Origin of the sequence: Aeromonas taiwanensis (assembly GCF_000820165.1) — a bacterium.
Lineage (GTDB): Bacteria > Pseudomonadota > Gammaproteobacteria > Enterobacterales > Aeromonadaceae > Aeromonas > Aeromonas taiwanensis.
The window spans coordinates 1-14,411 of the sequence record NZ_CDDD01000008.1 but is presented as its reverse complement, the minus strand read 5'-3'; the positions used below and the strand labels follow the sequence as shown (position 1 = coordinate 14,411).

General features: G+C 65.1%; 14 protein-coding genes and 1 pseudogene. 10 read left to right on the top strand and 5 right to left on the bottom strand.

The window, feature by feature from the left end; translation table 11 throughout:
* Positions 1-41 precede the first annotated feature (41 nt).
* From BN1136_RS01085 to BN1136_RS01075, 3 genes are all read left to right on the top strand, one after another.
* Positions 42-821: an alpha/beta fold hydrolase gene (locus BN1136_RS01085; protein WP_043761765.1), complete on the top strand. Its 780-nt coding sequence runs from the start codon at positions 42-44 to the stop codon at positions 819-821.
* 111 nt (positions 822-932) lie between these two features.
* On the top strand, positions 933-1,976 hold the full coding sequence (gene parM / locus BN1136_RS01080) for a plasmid segregation protein ParM domain-containing protein (RefSeq protein WP_231557821.1): 1,044 nt from the start codon (positions 933-935) through the stop codon (positions 1,974-1,976).
* Positions 1,969-2,787, top strand: coding sequence for a hypothetical protein (locus tag BN1136_RS01075; protein ID WP_231557820.1), 819 nt, complete (start codon positions 1,969-1,971; stop codon positions 2,785-2,787). Before parM ends, BN1136_RS01075 begins: the two co-directional genes overlap by 8 nt.
* A gap of 64 nt (positions 2,788-2,851) precedes the next feature.
* On the opposite strand, the gene moeB is transcribed toward BN1136_RS01075, so the two are convergent.
* Together moeB and moeA are read right to left on the bottom strand one after the other, a co-directional pair.
* A complete protein-coding gene (moeB, locus tag BN1136_RS01070; RefSeq protein WP_043761759.1) occupies positions 2,852-3,607 on the bottom strand; it encodes a molybdopterin-synthase adenylyltransferase MoeB in 756 nt (251 codons plus the stop codon).
* Complete coding sequence (gene moeA, locus BN1136_RS01065; RefSeq protein WP_043761848.1) at positions 3,604-4,830, bottom strand: molybdopterin molybdotransferase MoeA; 1,227 nt, start codon at positions 4,828-4,830, stop codon at positions 3,604-3,606. The genes moeB and moeA overlap by 4 nt, the downstream gene beginning before the upstream one ends.
* Positions 4,831-5,207: 377 nt before the next feature.
* Between moeA and folE the strand changes: the two genes are divergently transcribed.
* Positions 5,208-5,864, top strand: a complete 657-nt coding sequence (gene folE / locus BN1136_RS01060) for a GTP cyclohydrolase I FolE (protein ID WP_042077431.1) — start codon at positions 5,208-5,210, stop codon at positions 5,862-5,864.
* A 281-nt stretch (positions 5,865-6,145) separates the two neighbouring features.
* The gene (locus tag BN1136_RS01055; RefSeq protein ID WP_043761756.1) at positions 6,146-7,795 is read left to right on the top strand and encodes a methyl-accepting chemotaxis protein; all 1,650 of its coding nucleotides are present in this window, start codon (positions 6,146-6,148) and stop codon (positions 7,793-7,795) included.
* A 128-nt stretch (positions 7,796-7,923) separates the two neighbouring features.
* Here the strand turns inward: BN1136_RS01055 and BN1136_RS01050 are convergent, their stop codons facing one another.
* The gene (locus BN1136_RS01050) at positions 7,924-9,654 is read right to left on the bottom strand and encodes a formate--tetrahydrofolate ligase (RefSeq protein ID WP_043761847.1); all 1,731 of its coding nucleotides are present in this window, start codon (positions 9,652-9,654) and stop codon (positions 7,924-7,926) included.
* Positions 9,655-9,720: 66 nt separating this feature from the next.
* On the opposite strand from BN1136_RS01050, the gene BN1136_RS01045 reads away from it, so the two are divergent.
* Positions 9,721-10,128, top strand: a complete 408-nt coding sequence (locus BN1136_RS01045) for a hypothetical protein (protein WP_043761754.1) — start codon at positions 9,721-9,723, stop codon at positions 10,126-10,128.
* Positions 10,129-10,150: 22 nt separating this feature from the next.
* Here BN1136_RS01045 and BN1136_RS01040 read toward each other — a convergent pair whose 3' ends face one another.
* Positions 10,151-11,053, bottom strand: coding sequence for a LysR family transcriptional regulator (locus BN1136_RS01040; protein WP_043761752.1), 903 nt, complete (start codon positions 11,051-11,053; stop codon positions 10,151-10,153).
* A gap of 109 nt (positions 11,054-11,162) precedes the next feature.
* Between BN1136_RS01040 and BN1136_RS01035 the strand changes: the two genes are divergently transcribed.
* The 4 genes from BN1136_RS01035 (at position 11,163) to BN1136_RS01020 (ending at position 14,071) form a co-directional block, all read left to right on the top strand.
* A complete protein-coding gene (locus BN1136_RS01035; RefSeq protein ID WP_043761750.1) occupies positions 11,163-11,723 on the top strand; it encodes a YceI family protein in 561 nt (186 codons plus the stop codon).
* Positions 11,723-12,457: a hypothetical protein gene (locus BN1136_RS01030; protein WP_043761748.1), complete on the top strand. Its 735-nt coding sequence runs from the start codon at positions 11,723-11,725 to the stop codon at positions 12,455-12,457. The genes BN1136_RS01035 and BN1136_RS01030 overlap by 1 nt, the downstream gene beginning before the upstream one ends.
* Positions 12,458-12,641: 184 nt before the next feature.
* Positions 12,642-13,763, top strand: a complete 1,122-nt coding sequence (locus tag BN1136_RS01025) for an adenosylhomocysteinase (protein WP_043761746.1) — start codon at positions 12,642-12,644, stop codon at positions 13,761-13,763.
* Positions 13,760-14,071, top strand: a complete 312-nt coding sequence (locus BN1136_RS01020) for an Rdx family protein (RefSeq protein WP_043761744.1) — start codon at positions 13,760-13,762, stop codon at positions 14,069-14,071. The genes BN1136_RS01025 and BN1136_RS01020 overlap by 4 nt, the downstream gene beginning before the upstream one ends.
* 30 nt (positions 14,072-14,101) lie before the next feature.
* Here the strand turns inward: BN1136_RS01020 and BN1136_RS01015 are convergent.
* A pseudogene (locus BN1136_RS01015) lies at positions 14,102-14,411 on the bottom strand (GNAT family N-acetyltransferase); the annotation flags it as partial.

The window sequence follows — 14,411 nt, the reverse complement described above, 5'->3', positions numbered from 1 at the left end:
GCCGGTACGGGCAGGCCGCTATCGAAGTAAGGAGAGGACGGGTGCGTCGCAACCAGGTAATGAAATCCCACGGGCTGGCCCTGCGCACTGCGGGGGAGGGGCCCCTGCTGGTGCTGTTGCACGGGCTGGGCTCCTCCAGTCTCGACTGGCAGGCCCAGATAGAGCACTTCTGCGATCACTACCGGGTGGTGGCGCTGGACTTGCGCGGGCACGGCAAGAGCTTGCAGGAGGGGCCCTTCGACGTGCCAACCCTGGCGGCGGATGTGGCCCGCTGGCTCGACGAACAGCCCGGGCCTGCCTGGGTGGTGGGGTTGTCGCTCGGGGCCATGGTGGCGCTGGAGCTGGCGCTGCAACTGCCCCACAAGGTGCAGGGACTGGTGCTGGTCAACGGCTTCAGCGAATTTCTGCTGGAGACCCCCAAGGAGCAGGAGCGCTACGCCCAGCGCCTCAAGTGGCTGCGCTGGTTCGGCATGCGACCGCTAGCCTGGTGGCTGGGGCGCGAGCTCTTCCCCGGCCCCGAGCTCGCCCAGGTGCGCCGCACCTTCCGACTGCGCTTCGTGCAGAACAACAGGAAGAAGACCTACCGGGCCCTGCTGGATGGGCTGCCCGGCTGGTCGGTGCGCGCCCGGCTCGGCAACATCCGGCAGCCGGTGGCCATCGTCTCCACCAGCCACGACTACCTGCCGCTGGCCAAGCGGGTGGAGCAGTTCGCTTCCCTGCCGAACGCCACCATCCATACCCCCGAGGGCCACCACGCCTGGCCGGCGGAAAATCCCGCCGGATTCAATCATTTGCTTCACCGGATTTTAGAAACTCATTAAACTTGTCGCCCCTTAGCCCTATCACCCGTGTATGTATTGGTCCGATCGCCTTGCCATTGGCAGATGGCAAGGCAATCGGACCTATTTGCTCTATCTAACAGGTATTTCCTCATGTCTGAAGTAATGAAAATGGCCATCGACGATGGCTCGACCAACGTCAAGGTGAGCTGGATCGAGAACAAGGTGCTCAAGACCATCATCTCCCCCAACTCTTTTCGCAAAGACTGGAAGAGCGCCGCCTTGCGCAAGGACAAGAAGATCTACAACTACGAGATAGGCAACACCAAGTACACCTACGACGCCACCTCCGACAAGTCCCTGGCCACCACCCACGTGGAGTACCAGTACGATGATCTGAACCTGCTCTCCGTGCACCATGCCCTGTTGCAGACCGGGGTTGCCCCCCGTGACGTGGCCATCACGGTCACCCTGCCCATCACCGAGTTCTACAACCCGGACGACTGCCAGCGCAACGAAGAGAAGATAGAGAAGAAGCGCCGCAACCTGATGCGGGCCATCAGCCTCAACAAGGGGGAGCTGTTCAACATCGTCAGCGTGGAGGTGATGCCGGAGAGCCTGCCGGCGGCGCTCTCCCGCCTGATTGGCTCGGGCTGCAACGAGTTCACCAAGACGCTAGTGATCGACTGCGGCGGCACCACCCTGGACATGGGGATCATCGTCGGCGAGTTTGACGACGTCTCCGACGTCTACGGCAACAACGAGATCGGCGTCTCCATGGTGACCGATGCGACCCGCAAGGCCCTGGCGGCGGCAGACAGCGACTCCAGCTACCTGGTGGCCAACGAGTTCATCAAGCGTCGCCACGACATGAGCTTCGTGCGGGACGTGGTCAACGACGAGAGCCAGATCCCGAAGATCCTCGAGAAGATGCAGAACAAGATCGACGAGCTCGGTTCCCAGGTGGCCCACGAGGCGAAGAAGTTCGCCAAGAACCCGAACCGGGTCTACCTGGTCGGTGGCGGGGCTTCCCTTATCTTTGATGCCATCAAGGCCGCCTACCCGACCCTGGGGGAGCGGGTGGAGCTGCTGGACGACGCCCAGTCCGCTCTGGCGCGGGAGATCTGCCTCTACACCACGGAAGAGGAAGAGGTGTACCGGGAATCGCCAGTGATGGCCGAGGTCGGCGATGAGTAGTCAACTCAAGCGCATGACCTTCTCCATCTTCATGGATCCGGGTGCGCTGGAGTCTGATCGCTACGCGGCCGGGATCTTGCAAAGCTGGTATCAGCGGGCGCGCAAGATCCAGGACGATGTGGAGGAGTTCGACTTCTCCAGGAGCCGTTTTCACAAGGACATCTACCTCTCCGGGATGTTCATGTACGTGCTGGCCCCGAGCCTGTGCAAGGCGGTGGCCAATGCCTTCGGCCCCGAGCAGGTGAACCTCGCGACCCTGCGCCACGTCTTCGCCAGCTGCGGGTTCGATCTGGGGGAGGGCAGGGCGCCCGCGCTGCCCGACACCCTGATCGACGAGATAGTGGCCAGGCTGGCTCCCCGGCTGGGGCAGGGGGATAACCGGGGGCTGGCGGACGAGATAGTTCAGCGTCTGGGCCAGCAGGCCGCGGCGCCGCTTCCGGACAGTCTGGTGGACGAGATAGTAAGCCGCATCGGCGAGCAGCAACCCGTCGAGCTGTGGGACGAACTGAAGCAGGGGCTGCCGGCCCCGCTCGATCACGACCAGCTGGCCGAGGCCATCGCGGGCAGGCTGCCCGCCGCGGCGGCGGGGGAGCCGGCGGATCTGGCGCCCCTGGCTAGCAGCATCGAGCTGCTCTCCCGCCAGCTGGAGGAGCAGTCCCGCCTCATCCGCGAGCAGCACCGCCTGATCCAGCGCCTGGCCAGCCAGCCGGTGCGTGGGCCAGGGGCCGCGGAGGCGGCGGAGCCGCTTATCGAGGATCTCTCGAACCAGGTGGCGAGCATGAAGAAGGTCAAGGCGAAGGGGATCTTCTAGGGCCCTGTCGACACCGCCATGCAAAAAGCCGAACCCCGGGGTTCGGCTTTTTTGTGGGGGCTGCTCAGGGCTTGGAGCAGACCGGACAGTCTGGCCGTTTGGGCAGCTTCATCTCGCGAAAGCTGCCCTGGAGGCCGTCAATCATCAGCAGGCGACCGCCATGGTGCCTGCCTGTGCCGGCCAGTAGCTTGATGGCTTCGAGGGCCTGCAGGCTGCCCACCAGGCCGACCACGGGGGCCAGCACTCCGGCCTCCACGCAGCTGAGGGACTGCTCGCCAAACAGGGCGCTGAGGCAGGCGTAGCAGGGCTCGTCCTCCTGCCAGGTGAAGCTGCAGAGCTGCCCTTCGAGCCGGATGGCGGCGCCGCTGACCAGGGGCACCTTGTGCCGGCGCGCGCATAGGTTGAGCAGGTTGCGGATGGCGACGTTGTCGGTGCAGTCGAGCACCAGCTGATGGCTCGGCAGCAGGGCATCGAGCAGAGCCTCGTCGGCGAGGGTGGCGTGGGTCTCCACCTCGAGCCAGGGATTGAGTGCCCTTAGCGCCAGGGCGGCGGAGTCCACCTTGTACTGGCCGATGCGCTCATCGGTGTGCAGCACCTGGCGCTGCAGGTTGGAGAGTTCCACCCGATCGAAATCCACCAGGGTCAGCCGGCCGACCCCGGCCACCGCCAGATACTGGCTGGCGGCGCAGCCGAGGCCCCCGGCGCCGATCACCAGTACGCTAGCCTGTTTGAGTGCCTCCTGCCCCTCGAAGTCGAAGGACTTGAGCACTATCTGGCGGTTGTAGCGCAGGAGCTCCGCGTCGCTCAGGATCTCGCTCACAGCAGCAGCCCCGAGAAGGGCTCGACGGTCACCGTCTCGCCGGCGGCCACCTTGCCGCGCTCCTGCTCGAGCACGATGTAGCAGTTGGCCCGGGACAGGGAGCTGAATACCCCGGAGTCCTGGGAGCCGGTGCTGCGCACCTCCAGGCCGTCTGGGCCCGCGCTCAATATGCCGCGCTGGAAGTCGAGTCGTCCCGGGCTCTTTTTAAGCGACTCGGTGACTGTCGCCTTGAGGAGGATGGGGCGCTCGAACTGCTGGCCGGCGAGGCGGGCCAGCGCCGGCTGCACCAGCTGATCGAAGGTAACCATGGCGGAGACCGGGTTGCCCGGCAAGCCGAAGAACCAGGCGTGAGGCAGCCGGCCGAAGGCAAAGGGCTTGCCCGGCTTGATGGCGAGCTTCCAGAAGCCGATCTCCCCGAGCTCTTCGAGCAGCTGCTTGGTGAAGTCCGCCTCGCCGACCGAGACGCCGCCGGTGGTGATCAGGGCATCGGCCTCGCGGTCGGCCTGCAGGAAGGCGGCGCGCAGGGCGGCCGGATCGTCGGGGATGATGCCAAGGTCCAGGCAGTCTATGCCCATGCGGGTCAGCATCGCCTTGACCCCGTAGCGGTTGGAATCGTAGATGTCCCCATGCCGGAGCGGGGTGCCCAGGGGCTTGAGCTCATCGCCAGTGCTGAAGATGGCCACCTTCAGCGGCCGGCGCACCGAGACGCTGGCGATGCCAAGGGAGGCCAGCAGCGGCAGCTCCCGGGGGCTCAGGCGCAGACCGCTCGCGAGCACCCGGGAGCCTTGTGCCATGTCCTCGCCACGGCGGCGGATATTCTGGCCGGGGGCGGGATTGGTCAGAAAAGTGATCCCGTCGTTGCCGGCCTGCGTTTCTTCCTGCATCACCACCGCCTCAGTGCCCGCGGGCACGGGGGCCCCGGTCATGATGCGGATGCAATGGCCGGCTGGCCATTCGCCGTCATAGGGCTGGCCGGCGAAGGCCTTGCCCGCCACGGGAAGCGGGGTGCCGGCGGCGAGATCTGCCAGGCGCACGGCATAGCCGTCCATGGCGGCATTGTCGAAGGGGGGGACCGAGAGGGGGGAGCTGATCTCCTCGGCCAGTATCCGATCCAGCGCCTGGGGCAGCGGCAGTTGCTCCGTCTCGCAGCAGCAGGTGAGTTGTTCCAGCATCCCTTGCAGCGCCTTGTCCAAGGGGAGGAGTGCACCGGTATCGAATCCCATCATCATGACCTCTCTGGTGTGTAGGGGGCGGATTATCCCAAAAATCCGCCCGGATGGGCAGGCTGATCGCCAAGGAATGCGGGAAAGGCACTCCCGGGCGGGGGAAGGGTGGTCCGACTATCCCCTTGCATGGCCACCCGATAGAGAGAGGGCATCGCAGGCTGGGGCGGCGTTCCATGCCGCGACGGCAGTGCCGACCGGGTCACCACTGCGCCCCCCGGATGGGCAGGCCGGGGCAGGGAAAAGGGAGCGGTTTGGCATAAAGTCAGGGAACGGGCTTGAGTTAGTCAGAATTATGACAATAATCGCCCTGTAAGATTGCGCCATGGCACCATGCCGAAGGCCAACACAGTCCCTGAGCGTGGGAGAGAAACACGATGACGAGCTTAAGCCAGGAAGCCCTGTTGGTCAGGGCAGCGCTGGAGGCCCAGGGCCTCGAGACACCTCTGGTGGCCAATGCACTGAACGGCCAGCAGAAGAAGGAAAAAATCGAAGGCCATATGCGCGCCATCATGGAGACGCTGGGGCTGGATCTGGCCGACGACAGTCTGGCAGAGACGCCGCACCGCATCGCCAAGATGTACGTGAACGAGATCTTCTCCGGCCTCGACTATGCCACCTTCCCCAAGGTGACGGTGATCGAGAACAAGATGAAGGTGGACGAGATGATCATGGTGCGGGACATCAGCCTGACCAGCACCTGCGAACACCATTTCGTCACCATAGACGGCTTTGCCCACGTGGCCTACATTCCCCGCGGCAAGGTGATTGGCCTCTCGAAGATCAACCGCATCGTGCAGTTCTTCGCCCGCCGGCCCCAGGTGCAGGAGCGGCTCACCCAGCAGATCCTGCTGGCGCTGCAGACCCTGCTCGGCACCCAGGACGTGGCCATCAGCATCAAAGCGACCCATTTTTGCGTGAAGGCTCGCGGCGTGATGGACTCCACCTCCTACACCACCACCACCTCCCTGGGTGGCGTGTTCAAGACCCAGCCCGACACCCGTGCCGAGTTTCTCGGTGGCCTGAAGGGCTAAGTCGCAGGGGGCTTGCCCCCTGATCCCATTATTTTCTGAAAATCCCTAAAGCCATGTCCGCGTCGGCCGATATGGCTCTTCGTGCCGTCGGCTGACCACTGGTCAGCCGGCTCCCTTGCGGCGAGTGATATCGCCCCGGGGGACGCCAGGGCGCGGCGCCTCTTTCGCGGGTACCGACGCGGGTGAGGCTTTATGTACTGCTATGGATGGCGGTGACGGTGGTCGAGCTCCCAGGCCCGGCGCCGACCAATGCCACTTGTTTTCCCCATGCAGGACATGCCATGAACACCATGACGATAGGCAAGAAACTTACCGCCGGCTTTGCCGTTCTCGGCCTGATGATGGCCTTTATCGGCGGCTTCTCACTGTTTGAATTCAGCAAGATGAACCGGGCCGCCATCGGGTTTACCGACAGCATCCTGCCCGCGGTCGTGCGCACCAGCACCCTGGGCGAGACCATCAATGCCTTGCGCCGCTATGAGCTGGATGTCTTCCTGGTGGCGGACGATCCCCAGCAAAGAGCCCATTATCGCAACGAGAGCGAGAAGAGCCTGCAGGAGGTCGCACGCCAGATAGTGGCCCACGATGCCACCATCTGGGCAGAGGATCTGGAGGAGCGTCGCACCTTCGACACCGTCAAGGCGGACTGGGAGAGGTACATCGCCCTGCACCAGCGCATCCGGCAAATGCAGGACGCAGGCCAGCTGATTGAGGCCCAGCACCTCTTCATGGGGGAGGGGATCACCCTCTACACCAACCTGACCAAGTCGGTGGGTGATCTCATCCGCATCAACCACGGCTACTCCGTGGGCTCCCGTGCCGAGGTCGTCGGCGCCTTCGACAGCGCCAAGCTGAGCATCATCATCGCCTTGGTACTGGGGCTGGGGTTGGTCACCGTGCTCTCCGTGGTGCTGACCCGCCAGATCCGCGACCCGCTCATCATGCTGGCGCGCCAGGCCCAGCGCATCGCGAGCGGCGATCTCGGCAAGGGGGAGCTGCAGGAGTGGATCCGCGGCAACCGCTTCAACCGTGACGAGCTGGGTCAGCTGGGCTCGGCCATCGACCGGATGCAGGGGGCGCTGGCGGATCTCGTGAGCGAGATCGCCGGCTCGGTGAGCCAGCTCAGCAGCGCGGTGGAGGAGGTGAGCGCCATCTCCGAGCAGTCCGCCAAGGGCATGGCCAGCCAGCAGAGCGAGGTCTCCCAGGTGGCTACCGCCATGAACGAGATGCAGTCCACCGTCAACGAGGTCGCCCGCAACACCACGGACGCCATGAGTGCGGCCAAGCAGGCCTCCCGCACCTCGACCATGGGCAATGAGGTGGTGCGCAGCGCCATCGGCAGCATCGAACAGGTATCCCAGCAGATAGAGCAGGCGGGCGCCGTGGTGCAGCAGCTGGAGACCGACAGCGCCAGCATCAGCATGGTGCTGGACGTCATTCGCGGCATCGCGGAGCAGACCAACCTGCTGGCCCTCAATGCGGCCATCGAGGCGGCCCGGGCCGGCGAGCAGGGCCGTGGCTTTGCGGTCGTCGCGGACGAAGTCCGCTCCCTGGCCCAGCGCACCCAGGCCTCCACCGCCGAGATCAGCAAGATGATCGAGGTGCTGCAGGAGCGCACCGCCGAGGCGGGCAACGCCATGCAGCTGAGCCGTCAGCAGATGCAGAGCAGCGTCGAGCTGGCGCGGGAGGCGGGGGGCAGCATCGACAGCATCAACGGTGCCGTCACCCAGATCACCGACATGAACACCCTGATCGCCACCGCCACCGAGCAGCAGAATGCGGTGACCGAGGAGCTCAACCGCAGCATCGTCAACATCCATGCCGCCGCCGACGAGAACGCCCTGGGGGCGCAGCAGACGGCCCAGGCCTGTGTCGAGCTGAGCAAGCTGGCCAATACCCTGCACCATATGACCCAGCGCTTTACCCTCTAAAGCCTTGCTGGCGTGATAACGAAAGGCCCCGCCAATTGGCGGGGCCTTGTCGTTTCTGGCAGTTTTTTTGACCGTAGGGTCGATTAGCGAAGCGTAATCGGCCGACGCCAGACCCCTTACCCGGCCATTTAGCTCAGCCCAATGATCTCTCCGTTATCATCGATATCGATATGACGATAGGCCGGCAGGCTGCCAAGGCCCGGCATGGTCATGATGGGGCCCGCGAGGGCGTAGACGAAGCCGGCACCGGCGCAGAGCCTCACCTCCTCGACGGGCACCTCGAAGTCCGTCGGCACCCCCTTCCTGGCGGGGTCATGGCTGATGGAGAGGGGCGTCTTGGCCATGCAGATGGGCAGGTGATCCCAGCCCGCCGCCGAGAGTCGGGCCAGCTGCTGGCGGGCCTTGTCCGAGAGGGTGACGCCACGACCGCCATAGCCGCACTCCACCAGGGTGGCGAGCTTGGCCGCCAGGCTCATCTCGTCGGGGTAGAGCAGGCGGGGCTTGCTCGGTTGTGCGCAGGCGCTGACCACGGCCCGGGCGAGCTCGGCGGCGCCGGCCCCCCCCTGGGTGAAGGCCTGGGAGAGGGCGACTCCCTGGGCCCCCGCCTGGCGCGCCTCCTGCTCCAGCAGGGCCAGCTCGGCCTCGCTGTCGGTGGGGAAGCGGTTGATGGCGACCACCACGGGCACCCCGTAGCGGCGGGCGTTGGCGATGTGCCAGGCGAGGTTGGCGCAGCCCTGGCGCAGGGTGGCGAGATCTTCCCCCAACAGGCTCTCGGGCAGGGGCTGGCCCGGGCGGATGTCGAGCAGGCCGCTGTTGGCCTTGAGGCCGCGCACCGTGGCCACCAGCACCACGCAGGCAGGGGCGAGGCCGGACTGGCGGCCCTTGATGTTGAAGAACTTCTCCAGCCCCATGTCGGAGCCGAAGCCCGCCTCGGTCACCACATAGTCGGCGAGGCCGAGGGCCATGCGATCCGCGATGACCGAGGAGTTGCCGTGGGCGATGTTGGCAAAGGGGCCTGCGTGTACCAGCACCGGGGTCTGCTCCGTGGTTTGCATCAGGGTGGGCTGCAGGGCATCCTTCAGCAGTACCGTCATGGCGCCCGCGACCTCGAGCTGCTCGGCGGTGACGGGGTTGCCGTGGAGATCGAGTGCCAGCTGGATGCGACCGATGCGCGCGCGCAAATCCTTCAGATCGCTCGCCAGCGCCAGGATGGCCATCAGCTCGGAGGCGGCGGTGATGACGAAGCGATCGGGGCGCTCGACACCGTCGGCGGTGCCACCCTGGCCTATGGTGAGGTGGCGCAGGGCGCGGTCGTTCATGTCGAGGGTGCGGGGCCAGAGGATGTTGGCCGGGTCGATATCGAGCCGGGTCAGGCCGGTTCTGGTGGTGAACTGGTCGCCCAGCTTCTGTTCGTGGAACAGGCGGGCATCCAGGGCGGCGGCCGCCAGGTTATGGGCGGCACTGAGGGCGTGAAAATCCCCGGTGAGGTGGAGATTCATCTCCTCCATCGGCACCACCTGGGCCATGCCGCCCCCGGCGGCGCCCCCCTTGACCCCGAACACGGGGCCCAGGCTCGGCTGGCGTATGGTGGCGATGCCGGGGTGGCCGATGTGATTGAGCCCCATGGCGAGCCCGATCGTGGTGACCGTCTTGCCCTCGCCGAGGGGCGTCGGGGTGATGGCGCTCACCAGCACCAGCTTGCCGGCGTGTGGGGGGGCCTGCTTGAGCAGCTCCAGGTCCAGCTTGCCCTTGTAGTGGCCATGGGGGTGGAGCAGGTGCGGCGGGATGGCGAGGCGCTCGGCCAGCGCGTGGACGGGGAGACGGGGGGACTGGCGGGAGATCTCGATATCGCTTAGCATCAGCACCTCGTTGGCATGTCGGGTCAAATATGCGGCGAAGTCTAGAGGAATCAACAAGGTTATCCAATGAGCAATGCTATTTTATCCGGCAGTCGTGAGCCCCATCAAAGCCCCATCCTGCTGGATCTCAACGCCCTCTATCACCCGCCCAAGCAGCCGCTGACCGCCCTTGGCATCATCAGCGCCTTCATCCCGCTGTTCGGCTACGGCTGGCAGGCGATGACCCAGGATCCCGAGACCCATTTTCGCCATGAGCTGGCCAGGCGCATCAACAGGCACAAGAGTGACGAGGCCAACCTTGCCCTCATCCTGCAGCTCGCGGCCATGCTGGACTGCCACTGCCTGCGCATTACCCTGCCTTACACCCTGGGCGAGGCGCAGCTCGCCACCTTGCAGCAGCGCTTGCCACGCTGGCAGATAGTGCAGCAGGAGACCCTGCTGCTGGCCGATCTGCCGCTCCCTCCCAAGGCCTGATCCTCTCTCCCGCTCCGGCGCCTCAGGTCTCCCTGTCCCAGTAGTGGGGCGCCAGGTAGCGCTCCTGCACGAATTCGATGAAGCAGCGCACCTTGGCGGAGATGAAGCGGCGATGCGGGTAGAGGGCATAGAGCCCCACCTGTCCCTTCTCCCACTCCGGCAGCAAGGGCACCAGCTCCCCCGAGCGCAGCGCATCGCCGACGATGAAGGTGGGCTGCAGTATGATGCCCTGGTGGTCGCAGGCCGCCCGGGTCAGGGCCACGCCGTTGTTGGCGCGAAGGGGCCCCTGGGGGCGCACGCTCAGCTGCTCCCCATCCCGCTTGAAGACCCAGTCCGGCTGGGTCAGGGTGTAGATGAGGCAGTCGTGCTGCTTGAGATCCTCCGGGGTCCTGGGAGTGCCCCGGCGGGCGAGGTAGTCGGGGCTGGCGCACACCACCAGTCTCATCATGGCGAGCGGCTTGGCCACCAGGGAGGAGTCCGGCAGGTTGCCGATGCGCAGCGCCAGATCGAAGCCCTCCTCCACCAGGGCGACCCGCCGGTCGCTGTACTCTATCTCCAGCTTGAGCTCGGGAAAGCGCTCGCGAAACAGCGGCAGGGCGGGGGAGAGGTGCAGGTAGCCAAAGTCCATGGGCACCGACAGCTTGAGGGTGCCCTGGGGCTGCTGGTTGTTGCGGGTGAGCTGGCTGTGGGTCTCTTCCAGCTCCGCCAGCAGGGCCTGGGAGCGCTGGTAATAGAAGAGGCCCGCCTCGGTGGGGTTGACCTGGCGAGTGGTGCGCGACAGCAGCCGGGTCGACAGGGACTCCTCCAGCTGCTGCATCAGCTTGGAGGTCATGGCGACCGAGATGCCAAGCTGGTGGGCAGCCCGGGTAAAGCTCTGGCACTCCACCACCTTGATGAAGGTACGCATGGCGGCTATCTGATCCATATTCCACTCTCGGTTGATAATTATTTTAATAAATCGATGATTATCTATTACTACTTGGAGGTTAGCATCTCGTTCACAGATGTGAACCCCTAATGAAGGAACGATCGGAATGAAAATGACCAAGGCCCTGCTGGCCTCCTGCCTGTTTATGGCGGCTCCCCTGATGGCGGCCGATTACGACGTCGACGCGGCGCACACCACTGTCCAGTTCAAGGTGGGCCACCTCGGCTTCTCCGAGCTCATCGGCCGGTTCAACACCTTCAGCGGTACCTTCAGCATGGACGACGCCAACCCGGCGGCGGCCAAGGCGAGCTTCGAGATCGATGCCGCCAGCGTGGACTCCAACCACGAAGCCCGTGACAAGCACCTGCGCAGCCCCGACTTCCTGGACGTGAAGCAGTTCCCCAAGATGACCTTCGTCAGCTCCGGTTATGAAGGCACCAAGGAGAAGGGCGTGCTCAAGGGGACTTTGACCCTGCACGGCGTCTCCAAGGAAGTGGCCTTCGACATGGTCCACATCGGTGAAGGCAAGGATCCCTGGGGTGGCTACCGCAGCGGCTTCAACGCCACCACCACCATCAAGCGCAGCGACTTTGGCGTGAACTACATGGTGCCGAACATCCCGGACGAGATGAGCATCAACCTGTTTGTCGAAGGTGTGCGCAAGTAATGGGCGCAGCACTTCTGCTTCAAACCCTGGCGGCCCCTTTGGGGGCCGCTTTGCTGTCATGGCGCTGGTCGCGGCTGGGGTATCTGTGGGGGGCGCTGGCCCTCTGGCTGCTGGGCTGCCTGCTGGGGGGCGCCTATGGTGTGCCGGCCAAGGCGTGGCAGTGGCTGCCGCTCACCCTGCTGGTGCCCGCCCTGGCGCAGCAGGCCGACAAGCGCGTTGCCCTCGCGATCTTCGCCCTGCTGGGCGCCCTGGTGTGGTGGCTGGGACTCTCCTCCGTGCTCGGCAGCGAACCCGGGATCTGGCTGGCCCTGTTGCCCGCCATCGCCTGGTATGGCTGGACGCGCTGGTACGCTGACAGCGAGGAGGGGCTCGGTTTCGCCCTCGGCTTCATCTGGCTGGCGCTGGTCATCGGTATCGACGGCAGCCTGCTCATCGCCCAGCTCGCGGGGGCCCTGGCCGCCTTCGCCGGGTTCCGCGCCCTGCTCGGCGCCTTTGCCGGCGTCAAGGTGTCGCCAAGTAGCCTGGGACTGGCGCTCGCCTTCGTGCAGATGCTGGCCTGGCAGTACGTGGAAGTGCCGCTCTTGGTGCTGCTGCCGGTCTGGTTGCTGCCCCTGCTTGAGCGGGCGCTGCACAGTCGCCCGGGACTGACCCGTTGGGGTCTGCTTATCCTGGTGGCGGGGATAGGGGCAGGCGTGAGCCTGTGGTGGGTGTGGCCAGAGGCCTCTCTTTATTGATTTAAGTATAAAAAACAGGCTATTACCGTATAAATTGACGGGCTTGTCATAGTCTGTGTAGATAAAGATTGAGACCCATGGTGCTTTCAGATAAAAAGGATTTTCATTATCTGGACACACACAGAACCCGGCTTTGCCGGGTTCTGTTTGCCTGCTTTCCCGCGGCACGCTAAGGAGGCCACAGTTGCACAGTCAGGGATCTGAGCATCTGTTTTTTAGCCATTTCACCGAACAGGGACGCCTCGGGGATCTCTGCATCCTGCTGGTGACCCATTTGCTGCCCGACAGACCCCACTTCATCCAGGTGCTCGACCAGGTGGGGCGGGTCGGCGCCATCCTGCCCAAACCCAAGTCCGTGCACGGACCTACCCTGGCCTGGGCACAGCAGCACTACCCCGTATTGCCCCTCAATCGTCACTGGACCTCGGATCCCGAGGGGGTCATCGACCAGATTGCCCCCCTGGTGCGGGAGCATGAGCGGCTCATCATCCTCGACATCGGTGGCTACTTTGCCAAGAGCCAGGCGGTGCTGGCCGAGCACTTTGGCGAACGCTTCATCGGGGTGGTGGAGATGACCGAGAACGGCCATCAGCGTTACGAGCAGGAGCACCTGGCGGCCCCCGTCATCTCGGTGGCCCGCAGCCCCCTCAAGCAGGCGGAAGATATCCAGATCGGCCTGAGCGTGGTCTACTCCGCCGAGTCCCTGGCGCGCACACTGAGGCGCACCTTCAACGTCTGTCAGGCCGCCCTGTTTGGCTATGGCAAGGTGGGGCGCAGCATCGCCCGCGAGCTGCGCTGCCGCAACCTGCACCTGGAGCTGGTGGAGACGGATGCCCTGCGCCAGGTGGAGGCGCTCTCCCACGGCTTCAAGCTGGTGAACAAGGCCGAGGCCCTGGCGCGGGCCGAGCTGGTGATCTGCTCCACCGGCAACGGCTCCCTCGATCTGGCGGATCTGCAGGCCCTGCGCCCCGGCGCCATGCTGGCGTCCGTCACCTCCGCCGACGACGAGTTCGCGTTCTGCCTCTCCCAGCTGCCCTGGCCGAGCGAGGAGGTGTGCCCCCACGTGCTGGCCCTGACCCGTCCCGACGGCAGCACCATCTTCCTGCTCAACCGGGGTGAGGCGGTCAACTTCGTGCACGGCGCCGTCATCGGCGAATATGTCTATCTGGTGCTGGCGGAGATCATCGAAGGGGTGCACCTGCTGGCCCGGCAGGCATCTGACGCAGGCCTGCACGAACTGCCCGAGGCCACCATGCAGCGCATCGCCCGCCACTGGTTAACCGATTTTCACGGAGTCACCCCATGACAGAGACACAAATTCCGATGAACAAACCGCGCATCGAAATCCGTTACTGCACCCTCTGCCGCTGGATGCTGCGGGCGGCCTGGCTGGCCCAGGAGCTGCTCTCCACCTTTGACAGCGAACTCGGCGAGGTGGCGCTGGTGCCCGCCAGCAAGGGGGAATTCCGCATCCTGGTGGACGGGGTGCTGGTGTGGGATCGGGTGGCGGACGAGGGCTTCCCGGAGGCCAAGGAGATCAAGCAGCGGGTGCGCGATGTCATCGCCCCCGAGCGCGACCTCGGCCACGCGGATCGCAAGCCCGCAACCGAATGAGGCGTGAAGATGACAAAGAAGAGGGAGGCATCAGCCTCCCTCTTCTTTTTGTTGCCGTGACGGCTGGCTGGCGACGTCAGCCTGGACGGGGGCGCCGATATAGCGCGCCCGCTTGTGGGGCTTGATGCGGTGCACGTCCACCCAGACCAGGCCGTCGATGCAGTGGTTGAAGTCGGGGTCGATGCCAAAGTCCACGAACTGCACGCCCCCCGGCTCGCACAGCTCGGCGTACTGCTTGTAGAGGGTGGGGATGGCGCAGCCCAGGTTGTCTAGCCCCGCCTTGAGCACCTTGAGGTCGTCCCCGTAGTCGCGCCCCTCGAACAGGGGCGGGGTCTGGGGG

What these genes read in the sequence shown, in the direction of transcription:
- BN1136_RS01035 (WP_043761750.1), top strand. Translation starts at nt 11,163, where the DNA reads ATGAAAATGACCAAGGCCCTGCTGGCCTCCTGCCTGTTTATGGCGGCT.
- BN1136_RS01030 (WP_043761748.1), top strand. Translation starts at nt 11,723, where the DNA reads ATGGGCGCAGCACTTCTGCTTCAAACCCTGGCGGCCCCTTTGGGGGCC.
- folE (WP_042077431.1), top strand. Translation starts at nt 5,208, where the DNA reads ATGACGAGCTTAAGCCAGGAAGCCCTGTTGGTCAGGGCAGCGCTGGAG.
- BN1136_RS01075 (WP_231557820.1), top strand. Translation starts at nt 1,969, where the DNA reads ATGAGTAGTCAACTCAAGCGCATGACCTTCTCCATCTTCATGGATCCG.
- BN1136_RS01020 (WP_043761744.1), top strand. Translation starts at nt 13,760, where the DNA reads ATGACAGAGACACAAATTCCGATGAACAAACCGCGCATCGAAATCCGT.
- BN1136_RS01045 (WP_043761754.1), top strand. Translation starts at nt 9,721, where the DNA reads ATGAGCAATGCTATTTTATCCGGCAGTCGTGAGCCCCATCAAAGCCCC.
- parM (WP_231557821.1), top strand. Translation starts at nt 933, where the DNA reads ATGTCTGAAGTAATGAAAATGGCCATCGACGATGGCTCGACCAACGTC.
- BN1136_RS01040 (WP_043761752.1), bottom strand. Translation starts at nt 11,053, where the DNA reads ATGGATCAGATAGCCGCCATGCGTACCTTCATCAAGGTGGTGGAGTGC.
- BN1136_RS01050 (WP_043761847.1), bottom strand. Translation starts at nt 9,654, where the DNA reads ATGCTAAGCGATATCGAGATCTCCCGCCAGTCCCCCCGTCTCCCCGTC.
- BN1136_RS01055 (WP_043761756.1), top strand. Translation starts at nt 6,146, where the DNA reads ATGAACACCATGACGATAGGCAAGAAACTTACCGCCGGCTTTGCCGTT.
- moeA (WP_043761848.1), bottom strand. Translation starts at nt 4,830, where the DNA reads ATGGGATTCGATACCGGTGCACTCCTCCCCTTGGACAAGGCGCTGCAA.